Source organism: Roseovarius tolerans, from assembly GCF_028885395.1.
Lineage (GTDB): Bacteria > Pseudomonadota > Alphaproteobacteria > Rhodobacterales > Rhodobacteraceae > Roseovarius > Roseovarius tolerans.
Window position 1 is genome coordinate 3,196,271 of sequence record NZ_CP118494.1, and the last position, 14,471, is coordinate 3,210,741.

At 57.4% G+C, this 14,471-nt stretch carries 20 protein-coding genes; 7 read left to right on the plus strand and 13 right to left on the minus strand.

Features of this window, described 5'->3' with window-relative positions:
• Window positions 1-20: 20 nt before the first annotated feature.
• A complete protein-coding gene (locus tag PVU19_RS15860) occupies window positions 21-1,961 on the minus strand; it encodes an autotransporter outer membrane beta-barrel domain-containing protein (protein ID WP_082238043.1) in 1,941 nt (646 codons plus the stop codon).
• A gap of 272 nt (window positions 1,962-2,233) precedes the next feature.
• Between PVU19_RS15860 and PVU19_RS15865 the strand changes: the two genes are divergently transcribed.
• Window positions 2,234-2,938: an IS6 family transposase gene (locus PVU19_RS15865; protein WP_082238045.1), complete on the plus strand. Its 705-nt coding sequence runs from the start codon at window positions 2,234-2,236 to the stop codon at window positions 2,936-2,938.
• Here the strand turns inward: PVU19_RS15865 and PVU19_RS15870 are convergent.
• The 3 genes from PVU19_RS15870 to PVU19_RS15880 all read right to left on the minus strand — a co-directional run bounded on the left by PVU19_RS15870 (window position 2,883) and on the right by PVU19_RS15880 (window position 4,333).
• Window positions 2,883-3,383, minus strand: a complete 501-nt coding sequence (locus PVU19_RS15870; protein ID WP_274789813.1) for a DMT family transporter — start codon at window positions 3,381-3,383, stop codon at window positions 2,883-2,885. The two genes, PVU19_RS15865 and PVU19_RS15870, sit on opposite strands and share 56 nt — an antisense overlap.
• Before the next feature lie 402 nt (window positions 3,384-3,785).
• The gene (locus PVU19_RS15875) at window positions 3,786-3,926 is read right to left on the minus strand and encodes a hypothetical protein (RefSeq protein WP_162838268.1); all 141 of its coding nucleotides are present in this window, start codon (window positions 3,924-3,926) and stop codon (window positions 3,786-3,788) included.
• A gap of 5 nt (window positions 3,927-3,931) precedes the next feature.
• A complete protein-coding gene (locus tag PVU19_RS15880; RefSeq protein ID WP_050664434.1) occupies window positions 3,932-4,333 on the minus strand; it encodes a helix-turn-helix domain-containing protein in 402 nt (133 codons plus the stop codon).
• 172 nt (window positions 4,334-4,505) lie between these two features.
• Between PVU19_RS15880 and PVU19_RS15885 the strand changes: the two genes are divergently transcribed.
• Together PVU19_RS15885 and PVU19_RS15890 are read left to right on the plus strand one after the other, a co-directional pair.
• Window positions 4,506-5,054, plus strand: a complete 549-nt coding sequence (locus PVU19_RS15885; protein ID WP_050664435.1) for a DUF6512 family protein — start codon at window positions 4,506-4,508, stop codon at window positions 5,052-5,054.
• A gap of 314 nt (window positions 5,055-5,368) precedes the next feature.
• Window positions 5,369-5,779 (plus strand): thermonuclease family protein, encoded by a 411-nt coding sequence (locus PVU19_RS15890; RefSeq protein WP_082238074.1) that lies wholly within the window; start codon window positions 5,369-5,371, stop codon window positions 5,777-5,779.
• Between the two features lie 14 nt (window positions 5,780-5,793).
• Here the strand turns inward: PVU19_RS15890 and PVU19_RS15895 are convergent, their stop codons facing one another.
• From PVU19_RS15895 to gstA, 6 genes are all read right to left on the minus strand, one after another.
• Window positions 5,794-5,970 carry a hypothetical protein gene (locus tag PVU19_RS15895; protein WP_160316406.1) on the minus strand — a complete coding sequence of 59 codons (177 nt, stop codon included), beginning with the start codon at window positions 5,968-5,970 and terminating at the stop codon, window positions 5,794-5,796.
• Between the two features lie 202 nt (window positions 5,971-6,172).
• Window positions 6,173-6,577, minus strand: coding sequence for a GFA family protein (locus tag PVU19_RS15900; RefSeq protein WP_050664505.1), 405 nt, complete (start codon window positions 6,575-6,577; stop codon window positions 6,173-6,175).
• A 4-nt stretch (window positions 6,578-6,581) separates the two neighbouring features.
• A complete protein-coding gene (locus PVU19_RS15905) occupies window positions 6,582-7,559 on the minus strand; it encodes an NAD(P)H-dependent flavin oxidoreductase (RefSeq protein WP_050664506.1) in 978 nt (325 codons plus the stop codon).
• Between the two features lie 5 nt (window positions 7,560-7,564).
• Window positions 7,565-7,771, minus strand: a complete 207-nt coding sequence (locus tag PVU19_RS15910; protein WP_050664507.1) for a tautomerase family protein — start codon at window positions 7,769-7,771, stop codon at window positions 7,565-7,567.
• An 11-nt stretch (window positions 7,772-7,782) separates the two neighbouring features.
• Complete coding sequence (locus tag PVU19_RS15915) at window positions 7,783-8,157, minus strand: nuclear transport factor 2 family protein (protein ID WP_050664508.1); 375 nt, start codon at window positions 8,155-8,157, stop codon at window positions 7,783-7,785.
• Complete coding sequence (gene gstA / locus PVU19_RS15920) at window positions 8,154-8,777, minus strand: glutathione transferase GstA (RefSeq protein ID WP_050664509.1); 624 nt, start codon at window positions 8,775-8,777, stop codon at window positions 8,154-8,156. Before gstA ends, PVU19_RS15915 begins: the two co-directional genes overlap by 4 nt.
• Window positions 8,778-8,901: 124 nt before the next feature.
• Here gstA and PVU19_RS15925 point away from each other — a divergent pair, with 124 nt between their 5' ends.
• Complete coding sequence (locus PVU19_RS15925) at window positions 8,902-9,252, plus strand: winged helix-turn-helix transcriptional regulator (RefSeq protein ID WP_050664510.1); 351 nt, start codon at window positions 8,902-8,904, stop codon at window positions 9,250-9,252.
• Between the two features lie 23 nt (window positions 9,253-9,275).
• Here the strand turns inward: PVU19_RS15925 and PVU19_RS19410 are convergent, their stop codons facing one another.
• Both PVU19_RS19410 and PVU19_RS15930 read right to left on the minus strand, forming a co-directional pair.
• Window positions 9,276-9,413: a VOC family protein gene (locus PVU19_RS19410; RefSeq protein ID WP_420833273.1), complete on the minus strand. Its 138-nt coding sequence runs from the start codon at window positions 9,411-9,413 to the stop codon at window positions 9,276-9,278.
• Complete coding sequence (locus tag PVU19_RS15930; RefSeq protein WP_274789814.1) at window positions 9,352-9,636, minus strand: hypothetical protein; 285 nt, start codon at window positions 9,634-9,636, stop codon at window positions 9,352-9,354. The genes PVU19_RS19410 and PVU19_RS15930 overlap by 62 nt, the downstream gene beginning before the upstream one ends.
• 59 nt (window positions 9,637-9,695) lie before the next feature.
• On the opposite strand from PVU19_RS15930, the gene PVU19_RS15935 reads away from it, so the two are divergent.
• Window positions 9,696-10,886 (plus strand): DMT family transporter, encoded by a 1,191-nt coding sequence (locus PVU19_RS15935; RefSeq protein WP_274789815.1) that lies wholly within the window; start codon window positions 9,696-9,698, stop codon window positions 10,884-10,886.
• Window positions 10,887-11,391: 505 nt separating this feature from the next.
• Here PVU19_RS15935 and PVU19_RS15940 read toward each other — a convergent pair.
• Window positions 11,392-11,742, minus strand: coding sequence for a MarR family winged helix-turn-helix transcriptional regulator (locus PVU19_RS15940; protein ID WP_050664258.1), 351 nt, complete (start codon window positions 11,740-11,742; stop codon window positions 11,392-11,394).
• A 645-nt stretch (window positions 11,743-12,387) separates the two neighbouring features.
• Between PVU19_RS15940 and PVU19_RS15945 the strand changes: the two genes are divergently transcribed.
• Window positions 12,388-13,287, plus strand: a complete 900-nt coding sequence (locus PVU19_RS15945) for a mechanosensitive ion channel family protein (protein WP_050664259.1) — start codon at window positions 12,388-12,390, stop codon at window positions 13,285-13,287.
• A gap of 252 nt (window positions 13,288-13,539) precedes the next feature.
• Entirely contained in the window at window positions 13,540-14,466 is a 927-nt protein-coding gene (locus PVU19_RS15950) for a magnesium transporter CorA family protein (RefSeq protein ID WP_160316393.1), read from the plus strand.
• Window positions 14,467-14,471 lie beyond the last annotated feature (5 nt).

The following is a 14,471-nucleotide window of genomic DNA, read 5'->3' on the forward strand; positions in this document are numbered from 1 at the left end:
AAAGCAGGGTAAACCGAGTATTAGAAGCGACGAGTAATATCTAAGCCGACCTCGACTTCGGAGTGATCTTCGTTCAGTCGGCTGCCCAAGCGCGCGGCGCCCGACCAGCCACTGACTTCGGTAAATCCAACCTCGACGCTGCTGCGCAAGGTCACGCCATCGTTGCCATCTACCACGCTCGTGAGGGCTGTGCCGCCCAGCGTGGTCTGAGCCACATTGTAATCGTCGCCCGACAGATCAGATAACAGTGCGACATCGACATTTCCGAAGACATTTCTCGACGCGCCAAACCCGTCAAACCCATAACGCACGCCAACCCCGACCTCGTTGGTTTTATCGGAAAAGTCTGTGGTGGTCAGTCCGCCATTGTTCTCGGTGTAGCTGTCGATGCTGGTGTCGCGATACGTCCATTCGGCATAGACGCCAAAGGTCTGGTTAACCTGCGGGCCGCTGCCCGGTCCTGCTGCATCGCCGAGGTCGATATTGTAGCCGCCGCGCAAGCGCCCACCCTTCGAGTCGCCCTCGGGCGAGGAGCTGAAGACATTAGTGAGGCCAATCCGCTGCTGCTCGTAATCAAGATCGCTGTAAAACAGTGCGCCGTCCACAAAGGCTCCGTTCGGATCGGCGACGCCACCGTAGATCGAGTAGGACATGCCATCGAGATCGAACGATCCCAGCCCGTCTTTACGAGAGGCGTCCACATCCTCGTAGCCAAACGAAAAGCCAACCATCCCGCGCGAGAAGGTGCCCCCGGAGACCGAGAATTCGCGCTCCACTGAGACGGCGAGATAGTTTGTGTCATAGTCGAGGCCCACATTGTTCGTGGTCGCGTCGAACTCGCCATCGAAATAGCTACCGGTAAGTCGGATGGTGATGCCACTGAGGCCGAGTGGCGTGATGTCGTCACCTTTTGTCGATACGGTGGCAGACGCCCTGCTCAACGATAGCCGGTCGAGCCGTTGCGCGCTGCGATAGAGGTGGTGATCAACAACGAGGTTAGCGAACTGCCCGGCAAAGTTCAGTGGGGTCGTGGCAGCGCCGCCGCCGCCCGGCCCGATCGGCGTGCCCCCAACACCGGCAAAGCCGAAGATGAAAGTATGCGGTGTGCCCAGCGTGTCGCCGTCGGTAGAGCTCGGTTGACCGAGGGAGAATACCTCGGCACCGACCTCGCCTAGTGCCACGAAGGCATCCGCTTCGCTGGCCGCCGCGCCATAGAACATTTGGAATTCCGTCGTGTCGCCCGCGGCGAGTGTGCCGAAGCCGAAATCGAAGACCGAGCCGTGATCCGCGGGGCCGCTATCGGTGAAATTCCCGTTAAGCACGGCGTCGGGCGCGATAGTCGTGAGTGCGACGTTGGGGTTGCCGTCGGCAAAGCCGTCGTCGCTCGACCCAATGAGATTGGCCGCGGGCCAGCCGCCGATGGTCACGAATTCACTAAACTCAGTATCCGGCACGTCCCAGTCCATCGCGCGGCGATAAACGAGGTCACCGACACCCCCTGCACCGGTATTCTCGATTATTACATCGACCTCGTAGAGACTGCTGGACGCCGAGGGCGCGAAATCGTGAGTCAGTTGCAGCGACAGCGCGCCATCGGCGATACCCGTCACCGAGGTGGCCGCGTTGCCGGAAGAGGACGCGTCGGTGCCTGTCCCTGTGACGGTCAGGCCGGACGAGACGATATTGGAAAAGCCGAACGACTGCCCGGCCTTGGCAAACTCCCCAGTGGTCAAATCCGCGACCCCCCAGCCTTCACAGGCGCAGCCTGGCGCCAGAGCTTCGCCCGATGCGGCAGTCGTGTTCAGGAAGGTGAGGCCAATGCCCCCCGTGACTAGATTGCCTGCCGGATTGATGCCGAGCTGAACTGCGCCGTTGTCGATTACGGCCTGAGCTGAGGCACCATGCGTGAATAACGCGCTGAAACTGGTAGCGAGAAGAAGCGCGCTGCGCAATGGTGTCATGGAAGTGTCCCCCGAATAGAAAGTGTTTATCTCGGCGAGCAACCGCCCCACCTCGAAAGGTCCCCCGGGGAAGTCTCGCTAGTTATCGTTACTAAGAGTTTGCTGGTCGGGCGGTCAACTCAGTCTTAGACTGACAAAAGTTTACAGAACTGGTTGCCACATTTTGGTCACACTCGGCGTTGGTCCGTAGATAAAGCCGAGGGCATTGTCAGAGGGGTCTTGTCAGACGAACTTGGCTTGAGCCCTTGCAAGCTGCCCCCTACTCTCCCCGGATGACAAAACGCGACCCGTTCAAGTACTTCAAAACCAGCCGCGAGATCATCCGCCTGGCAGTCATGCTGTATGTCAGGTTTCCGCTTTCATTACGGAACGTCGAGGATCTGCTGCATGAGCGCGGCATAGATGTAAGCCATGAAGCTGTGAGATTTTGGTGGCATCGGCTCGGTCCACTGTTCGCAGCCGAGATCAAAAAGCGCCGTGTGGCCGGATTGAAATCCAGCCGCTGGCGCTGGCACCTGGATGAGATGTTCGTGAAAATCAACGGTGAGAGACATTATCTGTGGCGAGCCGTTGATCACGAAGGCGAAGTTCTGGAAAGCTTCGTAACAAAGAAGCGCGACAAGAAAGCCGCGCTGAAATTCCTAAAGAAAGCAATGCGCAAGCATGGTCGACCAGACGTCATTGTCACGGACCGGCTGCGCTCGTACGGCGCTGCGATGAAGGAAATCGGCAATGCCGATCGACAGGAAACGGGGCGTTGGTTGAACAATCGAGCCGAGAATTCGCACCTGCCGTTCCGAAGGCGTGAGCGAGCGATGTTGCGGTTCAGACGAGTGCGAAGTTTGCAGAAATTCGCCGCCATCCACGCCTCAGTCTACAATCTGTTCAACTCGGAGCGAAGCCTCTACTCAAGATCAAATTTTAAACGGCACCGCGCCGCCGCTCTTGCCGAGTGGCGCAATCTCTGCACGGCGTAAAGGGCAGCGACCCTGCCCTTCCTGAGACGAGTTCGAATTTGTCTGGCAGCACCAGCAATGGACCTACGAGCGCCGTCAAGATCAGCGGCTCGGCGAAGAAGATCGCGATGGCCGTGGCGATCGGCATAACCGAGAATGCCCAGATCAGGCTGGTCAGGGTCACCATAACAAGCCCACCGGAAAGAGCGACGATCGGCGAGAACATTGGGCCGCGCAGACGGTTGCGCATCAAGAGAGCGATCGGGGTAAGGCACAGGCCCTGGGCCAGCAGCCGGACAGTGGTCACCTCGATAGCGGACATATGCCCCGTCAGAATCTTGGCGAATGTATCCCCCACGGGCAAAAGCAGCATTGCGACCGCCATGCAAATCATGCCGATTGCCGAGCTGTTCTCAGGGACAGAAGGGCGCCGCGGCACGGTCAGGACAAAGGTCATGGTCATCACTCCAAAAGAAATCGGCCCGAATGGGCTTCGGGCGAGTGATGTCCGGGCGTTCAGGACATAGCTTCAGGTTTAGGATAAATGCATATCTGCAAGCGACGCCATCGCATTACGCACAGGCCGCAGATAGTAGTTTGGACATCCTCTAGTCAAGGGCCGTCCAAGCAAATCCGCCGCGTCGTGTAATTGCAGGCCGTGGCCAGAGCAACAGCCATGAATGGGCATCATCGGCCTCGATGAGAGAACACCGTGGATAAGAGAAAGTCGCAAAGCAGCCTTTCGTCACGCTGTTATCGCACGTCAGATAAGGGCCGACCGCGACTATTACATCGGGAGGGCTGGCACGGTAATTGGTGTGTCTCGGCTGTCGAGCTACTCGTCACGGGCGCTGTGCACTTCTCGTTCCTACGCCCTCCTTGCCTCACAGATACGCCGCAACAACTGCACGCGCCGCAAGGTCGGCGCCGGATCGCGATCCAGGCTGATCATCCGCAGGAAAACGAGCCAGTCGCGCTCATTCACGGTGAGCCCTTCCATGTGTTTCATCTCGCTCACCTCCCGAAGATTGCGTTGATCGCTGCCTGCGCGCGGCTGGTCAGGCGCGGATCGCTGTTGCCGGAGGCGGCACGGATCGCTTCGATCCAGCTCAGCTCGTTTGCGGTCACCGGAGACCCGAATATCTCGATCACCGCAGCCGCCGCCGTCCGCCCGACCGATTGCTCCAGGGAGAGACGCATCAGATAGGCCGGATCACACTCCAAGGCGCGTGCAAGTGCCGGGATGCGATCAAGGGCTGCCTTGGACTTTCCCTGTTTGATCATCGTGATCATGTTCGGATTCACGAACCCTGCCTGTGCGGCGATTTCGGCCTGCGTCTTGCGCGACTTCAGTTCCAGGATACGGCGTTCGACGTATTTTGCGAGCCGTGTGTCCTGATGCGGTTTCTTGGTCATCTCTGTTTCTCTCATTAGTGACGCAGCACGCGCTGCTTGCTTACTTTATAGAAAGCAGTTGCTTGGGGATGCGTGGCAGGATGAGAAAAACGAAAGCATCATACTGCGGAGTTTTCGGGTCGTTTCGATCTTTGGTTCCACAATTTGCTAGATTTGCACTAGAAGCCGGGACATGAGCAGCCGGACCCGCAGCATTCTCATTTTCGAGCTCGGTGGCGCGGCCTTCATGGTAGCGGTCGGTTCGGCGATGCATTTCCTGTTCGAGCTTGCGGGGGGATGGCCGCCTCTTGCACTGATCGCTGCGGTCAATGAGTCGATCTGGGAGCATCTGAAGCTCGCCTTCTGGCCGGGGCTGTTCTGGGTCGGCGCTGCACCACTCCCAGCCGGGCTGCGCCGACGTGAAGTGCTGGCGGCTAAGGCGCCTGGATTGCTTCTCACGGCGGTTCTGATCGTCGCGGTCTTTACAACCTATGTAACAATCCTGGGCCACAACCTCCTCGCGCTAGACATCGGCACATTCGTTTTTGCCATCGTGATTGGACAGGCTCTGTCTGGTTTTTTGCTGATCGGCGGCGTATTTCAGCGTCGCGCTTTCATACGCGCTGGTCTTGGACTCCTGGGCCTGCAGATAATAGCTTATGGCCTCTTCACCTACATTCCGCCGAATCACTGGCTCTTTATTGAGGCAAGCAGCGGATTGCGGGGTATTCCTGTGCCTTGAAGCCTATGCCGCGCCGAGTTGTGCCGCCTAAACCGCGCCAGTGACAGCCGTGGGCGGCTCAGGCGACAAGCCTTCGTGATAGAGATTGCTGATGCGCTCCACGCTCAGTACCACCGCAAGTAGATTCATAAATCGAAACAGACTGTTGAATCCTTGATTCCGATAAAAGTCATAGTTGAGTTACCGCCCAACGGGCATTAGCAGTCGTAGGTAATGCTTCGCCAATTCCGAAAGGCTCGGTGAAAGCGAATTTGAGGCATACGTTGACACAACAGGAACCCGGGCGAATGACCGCTTCGATAACTTTGCGATCCATGATCTTTCTTGTTGTTGCTCTGACCGTTTCAGGGCTTAGCGCCATGGCTGGTCAATGGGTCGACGGGCGAGTCGCTCACGTCCGCGATGTTGACACGATCGAAGTCAGTAACCTGCCGGTGAGGCTCAATGGCGTTGATGGCCCGGAACTCGATGAGCGCGGAGGACAGGCCGCAAAGCGCTGGATGCAGAAGCTGATCCTGCGTGAGCCGGTGAAGTGCTGGCTGACTGGAGACAAGACTTATGACCGCTGGGTCGGCACTTGCTACACGTCTTCAGGTGCGGATATCGGCGCGCTTGCCATTCAGGCGGGGCAGGCGCGAGACTGCCCTCGTTATTCCGGTGGAAAGTATCGACAGTTTGAAACGCAGGAGAGCCGCCGCCTGCCGCAACACGGATACTGCCGATAAGCCACTCCCAATAGTCAGGCGTGCCCCAGCTCCGGCTTTCTGTCATACAGAGCCGCGCTTCGGGGGCTGGAAACCGGCCAGCCTTTGAAGACTTTGTCGCCTACAGATATGGCGACTTGGCCATCCTGATAGGTCTCGACAATCAAACCTTGAACTTGTTGGTAAGCATTTAAAATCAAAGTCGCGAACATGCTGCCTCTCACATGTTATTGTTGATTACTGCTCTATCTATGATTGCGTGTCGTAACGACCATTGCAACAAAATTCACGCATCAAACTTCGCCTTTTCAGGATGCAAGCGGTCTGACCAACTGCGGTTCATGTCGTAATGGAAGGCGATACGACCAAGACGGAATGCTTTCCCAGTCGAACGCAACACAGAAGGACACTGCCCTAGGGTGGAAACCCCTGATGCGCCTCGACCTGATCAAGACCTGAGGACCACGATGGTTGTTCAGAGACGAACGTCCTGAACTTTTCAGCCACCTTGGGCTCTGCGTGCAAAGACCCCGCCGGAACGATCATTTTTGATCCGTCGCCGCTTGCCCAAGGAACGCCGGAACCGCAAACTTGGCAGAACGACTTGGAGATGTCCCGCCCGGGCATCTGGTAGGTGACAATCGCATCGCCGCCAGACAGCCAATTGAACCGATCACTGGCTATGAACAGATTTGATGCGAAAGCCGAACCGGTGATCTGTCTGCATTGCTCGCAGCTGCACAAGAACATCTTGTCGAAGGCGTTGACGACCTCGAAGGATACCGAGCCGCAAAGGCAGCTTCCTTTCAGCTTCTGCATTTTCTCATGTCCCTTTAATGGGGTCAGCATACCGGGCGAGGAATCGCAAACGATCCTCCGCCTGCGAAATCATTCCGTGCACAATGGCCTGCGCGGTTTCTTTGGTCCGAATGAGGTCAGCGGCCTCGCCGACGATAACGGCGGCTACATCCATGTCACCCGCCGCCGAAGCGGTGTTGAAGCGGGTCTGCTCCACTGCAAGGTTTTCGCGCAAGCCGGCAATGTCTCCACTCCACTGCCGCGTGAACGAATTGCGCATCGTGCGCAGGTTCCATTCTGAAGGCCAGTTGAGCCCACGTGCCAGGTCGAACACCGAACTTCGTTCGGTATCGTCGCCTGAACCGCTCAGAGCGGCTTGTTTGGCATGGTCACTGGCGAGCGATTCATTGCTGGCAAAGAAGGCGGTTCCACACAAGACACCCGAGCCCCCGAGCGCCAGAGCCGCAGCCAGGCCACGCCCGTCAGCGATGCCGCCCGCCGCGATGACCGGTATCCCTTGCGCGATATCGACAACCGCCGGGACAAAGGGCAACGTCGCTCTGGTGCCGCCGTGCCCGCCCGCCTCTGTGCCCTGCGCTACGATGGCATCAACGCCAGCGTCCACAGCTTCACGCGCTTGTTCGAGGGTCTGCACCTGAACGATCGACTTTGTTTGTGCCTCTCTGATTTGATGGAGAAACGGTTTGAAATCACCGAACGAGAGCATGAGCGCGGCAGGGTTTCGCTCAAGGGCAAGGTCGAGCAATTGGGGCTGTCTGGCCAGCGACCAAGTGATAAAGCCTACCCCGATCCGTGCATCGCCCGCTGCGTTGAATTCGCGCATGAGCCAATCGGCGTCGCCATAACCGCCGCCGATCAGGCCCAAGCCACCTGCATTGCTCACCGCCGCCGCAAGCGCCCCACCGCTGACACCTGCCATCGGTGCCAATAGAACGGGATGCTCGATACCCAACAGTTCACACAGAGGTGTGCGCATAGACATGTCGGTCAGCCCGCCGCTTCGCGGCGATAGTGTTGAACCGGCAGGCCGCCAATTCCCCAATCCTCAAGCGCCACTTCGTCGATGACGACAAAGGTTGTTGCCGGGGATTTGTCGAGAACGCGGACCAGTAAGTCGGTTACACCGCTGATCAACTCGGCCTTCTGATCAGGGGTGACGCCTTCGCGCGTCACCTTGATGTTGACATAGGGCATATCGGGTCCTTTCAGCTCTCGCGTTCAGTGATTTGGAAAATTTTGGCGATGATCCGCCACGCGCCATCGGTTCGCACAAGGGTCAGGAAGTCGACGAAGTCCTTGGTGCCGATGGAGCACCGCACACGGGCAAAGGCGGTGTTTTCACCTGCAAACTCGATTGAGTCGATCACATCACGCCGAGGTTCATCGCGCGAGGCAGGGGACACGCGCTTTGCCACCACTGGGAAATATTCATCCATCATGCGATAAAGCAGAGGCGTTTCATCCGCCGTTGCATAGATCGCTTTTGGGTGAAACGCATTTCCCAGTCTGCCCGTATCGGCGTGATAGAGACCGTCGAAATAGGTCTCTAACACGTCTGTTACCGCGGCAAATGCAGTCATGTGGCCTGCTCCATCAGACCCTCGGCAATCATCGCTTTGATCGAGGTGGTACGTGCCGCGATACGTGCGACGTAGCTTTGGGTGTTCGGATGCGCATCAAGGCTCACTCCGACAAAACCTGCCCAATTGAGCACAACGAAGGCATAGGCGTCCGCAACGCTGAAGGTGTCACCCATGAGAAAATCACGTCCATCTGCGAGGCTTCGCTCGATATGAGCGACCCGGCGTTGGACACCAGCGTCGGCTTTCTTGCGCCGCGCATCATCCATCTCGCCGCCAGAGAAAAACGGCCCAAAGGACTTGTGCAGTTCTGACGATATGAAATTGAGCATTTCCTGAAGCCGTGTGCGCGCCAATGTGCCGTTCGGGGGTGCAAGGCCAGCATCGGGTGACTGATCCGCCAGGTACTGAAGCACAGCGGGGTTTTCGGTGATGATATCGCCGTCATCAGTTTCAAGTGCCGGAACATAGCCGTTCGGGCTGATCCTGAGGAAATCGGCGCCTGCTTCGGTCGTGTTGGCGTCGGTGTCTGTTTTGTCGAGGTCGAACGAGAGGCCAAGTTCGTTCAGGATGATGTGGGATGCCATCGAGCAAGCACCGGGTTTGTAGTAAAGTTTCATCTGTCATAGCTCCAGTTGATTGGGTTGATGGGCCAGAGATGACGTATCGACTAACCGTTGACAACGTGATTTCTTCTAGATACCCAACTATCGAGTTACCTTAAGGAAACCTGGTCACCCAACAATGCCCCTCAAAGTCCGCAAGAACCAAAGCCCCGATCCGCCGCAGCCCTGCATGCTCACGCATTGCATGGCAGTGATTTCCGGCGCGTGGGCCGCCAATGTGATTTGGTCGCTGCGTGCTGGCCCGCGCCGCTTTAACGAGTTGCGCACCGACATTCCGCCAATATCGGCCAAGGTGCTGTCTGCTCGGTTGACCGAGCTGGAGCAGCGCGGCGTGCTGTCTCGTAACGTGCAACCGACCTCGCCCCCATCCGTCGAATATGCCCTGACCGAGCTCGGCGGTGAACTTGTGCCAGCCCTTCAGGCGATTGTTGAGGTTGGCCACCGTCTAAAGATGCGCGACGAAGCGTAAGGTCCTGAATTTAGGCCCAAGACCTATGGGGTTTGGATCCGTTCGATCCTGTAGCCGTCTGGATCTTCTATAAACGCAATGATCTCACGCTCTGCGGTTTCATCCGGTGCCATCTTCATTGGGCCTAGAGTCCTGACGATATTGATGCCGACTTCTGACAGGTGATTGCGCACCTGCTGGATGTCTTGGGACTTCCAACGCGGTATGCCCGTATGCATCCACAAGGCCACGGTTCGACGTCTGCGCCAAGTTTTGATTATGTGTCGTTTTGCTGATTGCACCCTTACCGAAGCAAGCGCGAATTCCACGGAAATCAGGTTCCGGATTCATACCATCCAGACGCGGTGTGATGACGGCATCCAGGGGCCAGTCTGAAACTTTCATCGTCCGTCCTGCGTGCTTCGTTGTGACCCTGCCCGAAATCCCGGGCCTGAGGAGCAACGATGCAGAACGCAATAAGCCTTAGACGGCCCATAACAACAGACATCTGTCTGGCCATCCGCCGCCTGCCGATGGCGAGTTGGGGTTTGATCTGTGCCTGGACCGCAGTGCTCATCTATGCGGCGTCGAATTCCATCGTGGCACTGCTGGTCGATATCGGCGAGGCCAACCCAGTCGACCAGGGGCGCAACGCCATAACCTACATGAACCTGCTGTTGCTGGGCTCGCTTCTCTCGGTCATCCCGATGGTTTTTCTGTTCTGGCGCGACTGGACCCGTGCCAACATCGCGCGACTGACCCGCCGCGACTGGCGTATGCTGACGCTCTCGGCCTTTCTGTCGTCGGCGCTGACGCCGGGGCTGTTCTTCTACGCGCTGGCCCATACCAGCGTGACCAATGTGGTTCTGGTCTCGCGGATCGAGCCGCCGCTGTTTCTCTTGGCCGCATGGCTGGTGCTGAATGAGCGGGTCTGCCGTCGCACCATGACGGCCGGGTTGATCGCCCTGACCGGTGCCGTTGTGATGATCGGATCGCGCGACGGTGGCGGGGTCGCCGCGCTTGGCACCGGCGAATGGGCCACCGTGGCGGCAACACTGTCCTACGTCGCCTCGACGCTGGTGACCCGAGTGAGCCTGCGCGATATCCCGCTCGGGATCTTCTCGATCTATCGCACCGTCGTGGGCGCGGCGATCTATTTCGTGCTCATGTCGGCGCTCTACGGCCCGCAGGTGTTCCGCGACATTCTTTCACCGCTGCTGTGGCAGTGGATCTGGCTCTATGCAGGCGTGGTCATCGTGCTTGGCCAGTTGGCCTGGAACATGGCACTGAAACACGCACGCGCCTCTGAGCTTTCGCTCGCCACATCCTTCTCGCCGCTCGCTGCGATCCTGATTGCGATGGTGCTCCTGGGAGAAACTGCGGGGCCGGGCCTGATACCGGGCGCTGCGCTGATCGTGCTGGCGATTGCGATCGGCAATGGTCTGTTCTCGCGGCAGCGAACAGGGCTGGAAACCGCAATCGCAGGTCATGTCTGCATCGCTGGGGGCCGTGAACGCTGCGACCCTGTCGTCAGGCTGCCGCACTGTAACCTGTGGCTAAACCGAGTTAAGTTGATCCTTCGATCAGTCTGCGCACCTGCCGACCAACAGGCCACTGGCAGACTTGCCTTTCCGACAAAAGCACGCCTGCGATAGCCCCACTCAGCAACCGTCGCGAGATTGATCTGGTCGCCTCACGCTATGGGAGCTTTCGCCACGGGGCAATGCCGACGCCAGAATACATCCCCATCGCGATCGACGAAAAAATCTAGGACTTCGTCGAATCCCGTGCACTTTGGCTGTCGTCTATACTTGGGCATCAAGCCATTCCTAGGCGGCGACCACGGAGATCAGTCTGGAGATTCTGTCGGAGTTTCGGGTCACACATGTTAGTCGTCGAGTTATTCTGGCTTCTGGGTCTTGATGTGCACGCTCCCCGGCCTCGACGATCAGCACGTCGACACGGCGCAGCTCGTGGACTGCACCGTTCAGCGCCTGCCGGTCCATCGTTCCCCAGAAGCTTTTTCGGGCATACTCGGCAGCCTCGAAGAGGGTGGGGCGCACACCACGGCGGCGCGAATGTTGTGGATGCGGGCGATGGTTTCAGTTGCTTTCATGGGATAGTCCTTTCAGGGGAGGTATTGGGTGAAACGGGAGCCGGTCAGCCGAAGCGGGCCAGCATTTTGCTTACGAGGTGCTTGCCCTCGTTGCTCAGGTAGAGCAGCTTGGCGCGGCGATCTTTGGGGTTCTCGACCCACTCGATCATGTCCAGACCCGGCTTGCCTAGGCGGTGGACCTTCGAGAGGGCCGCGAGGTTGCGTGACGAGGTAGACGAAGCCATGTCGAGGTCTTGCCGAAGCTCCACTTGGGTGCGCCCCTCGTTTAGGGCAATCCAAGCGAAGCAGACGGCTTGGTTCATGGGCATGTCTGCATCCAACTCACGCAGTGCCTGCATGACTTGAAAGATCGCGCGGAACTGCTTGCGGTCGGATGACTGTAAGGTTGGGTTCATGGTTTTCGTCCGTTGGCGGGAGGATAACCCCCAGCATCAGTAGCCTAAGAATTTGTTCGGTGTCTCCACGGATTTTCGCGCTGCTTCGCTTGCAACGGTGCCCGCGCAGGTGACCAAAACGATGATCAAGAGATAGGTGACTGTCTTGTCCCACATGGGTGAATTTGCAGTCCGGTTATCGCGCCGCCACTTTTTGTGTGTATTAGCACAAATTTCTCAAGGTAGACGGTGGTTTCGCCGTCACTCGGGCGCTCGATTTGCCGATCCCGCCAGATTGCGTGCTGATCGTATTCGACGACAGTCTCCTGACTGCCGATCTCCAGACAACCCAGATACATTTTCGCTGCATGCTTTTCAGAGGGTTTAAGGGGTTAGGACAGCTTTGCTGACCTGTGGATCATTTATGCCCTGTCGTGGAGCAGAGCAAGTGGAACTCGCGCCATGCGTGCATTATTTTCACCCACCCTGAGTGACCTTTAGCCATTCTCTAGGTGGTGGATGAACCAACGGCCGAGCACCCGGGTGTCGAGTGATTACTAAACATCGCAAAAGCACAATATGATCTCTGAGCCCAAACGGGTATAGACTTGTAAGTTATAATTAGGAACTGCAAGGTCGCTCCCAAAAATCTGGAAGCTGGCAACTATGCTCGACGCACTCGACCTCCAACATCTCCCCTTTAACCTTGCGCTTCTGCCGCACCTCGATCTTCTGGCGTCACTTCTTTTGTTCGTGGTGCTCTGGATTGCGCGCAAGATTGTCGTCGGCGTGATCCGTGCTCGCGCAGAAGTGCCATCGCACGATCAAAGACGACTTCTCGCGTCGAGCCGCAACGTCTTTCTCTTTCTGTTGCTGGTGGGGCTGGTTCTGATTTGGGCGCCGCAGCTCCGCACATTCGCGCTTTCACTTACTGCTGTGGCGGTGGCTATCGTTGTTGCCACGAAGGAGCTGATCCTCTGCCTCTCCGGCTCGGTCCTTCGTGCGACATCGCGCGCATTCAGCGTTGGCGACTGGATTGAAATCGGTGATATCCGTGGGGAGGTGACTGACCACACCCTGCTCGCCACCACCTTGCAAGAATTTGGCTCAGGCCCACATGCCTACATGCCGACAGGTCGAAACGTGGTGCTACCAAATAGCATGCTCCTGACCACGCCCTTGAGAAACCATACGACGCTGCGCGAACATACGTATCATAGCTTTGCGATCACGCTTGATAAATCGCCCGAAATCGCTCCAGCTTTGAAGAAGGCACAAGAGATCGTCCAACACCACTACGCGCCTTTATTTGAACGCGCGCGTCAGGAAAATGCAGCAGTCGAGCATCGAACGCGAACCAATCTACCCGATCCTGATCCAGTAGTTCGTTTCCGAACTTCCGACCTCGGAAAATTGCGGGTCGAAGTTACAGTATTCTGTCCCTCCCAGTCCGCCGATACGATCGAAAGCGAGATCACATCCGACATCCTGGCTTCCTTCCAATCGATGGAGGCCGACCGCATAAACGAGGATAAACCGGAGAAGAAGAACGCGGAGGTCGGCTGACATGCTTGCGATACTCATAATCCTAGACATCGCAGCCATCGCCACCTTTCTGGTCGCAGCGGAATATGACATGAAAGTAGCCACGAAAGGTGGACAGGCAGGGACTTGAGTGCAGAAGAAGAATATCTCAACAGGGCATTCACGAAACCCACAGAACCTGGCTAACAATCACCTTTCACTTCGGTGTCGGCGGCTGCCCGGTCGAGACATGTGATTGTGATTTGAAATGCGAAACTAGCCGCGGAGAGCATCGTGATCAACGAAATCAAAACAGGAAAGACTACGCGTTGGTTGGATCTGGTCTCTCCTTCACAAGAAGAAGAACAGAGAATAGAGACCGAGTTCGGTATCGACGTCCCGACGCATGACGATATTCGAAGCATAGAGCCTTCCAGCCGGCTTTACCGCGAGCATGGTGCGATCTGCATGGCTGCGCAGGTCGTGGTCCATGGAGATACTGATCTTCCGCAAACGGCTAGTGTAGCGTTCATCCTTAAAGGTAATACGCTCTTTACTGTTCGATACGAGGGCAGCCGAACCTTCGATATTTTTGCCGGCGAGTGCGAGCGCTCTCAGACCATGGGATCCGGTGCAGAAGTCCTCGTCGGTCTGATAGAGGCTGTCGTAGATCGAACCTCAGAAATCCTGGAGCGCACAGGGCAGGCTGCGGACGACTTGCCGGTCAAGGTGTTGTCCAGTGGGAAAGATCCTTCGAGGCGCAGGGCTGCGGCAGAGCTGGAGGCGATCCTGACTGACATACACCGTCTCCACAGACGAGTCGCCAAGGTCCGAGAGAGCCTGGTGTCGATGGGCCGCATGATCGGGTTCCTGCTCGCACAGCCGGATATCACGGACTCAGAAATCCGGTCGCGAGCGAACAGTGTCACGAGGGATATTTCATCCGTCACCGATCACGCGACATTCGTTGCCCAGAACATACAGTTCGTGCTCGATGCGTTGCTCGGCCTTATCAGCGTGGAGCAAAACGCGATCGTCAAGTTCTTCTCGATCGTTGCGGTTGTCCTGTTGCCGCCGACACTAATCGCGGCGATCTACGGAATGAATTTCGCGGTCATGCCTGAACTCAACTGGGCGTGGGGCTATCCAACTGCATTGGTCGCGATGCTCGTTTCTGCTGTTTTCCCTTATCTTTGGTGTCGCCACCGCGGATGGCTATGACAAGC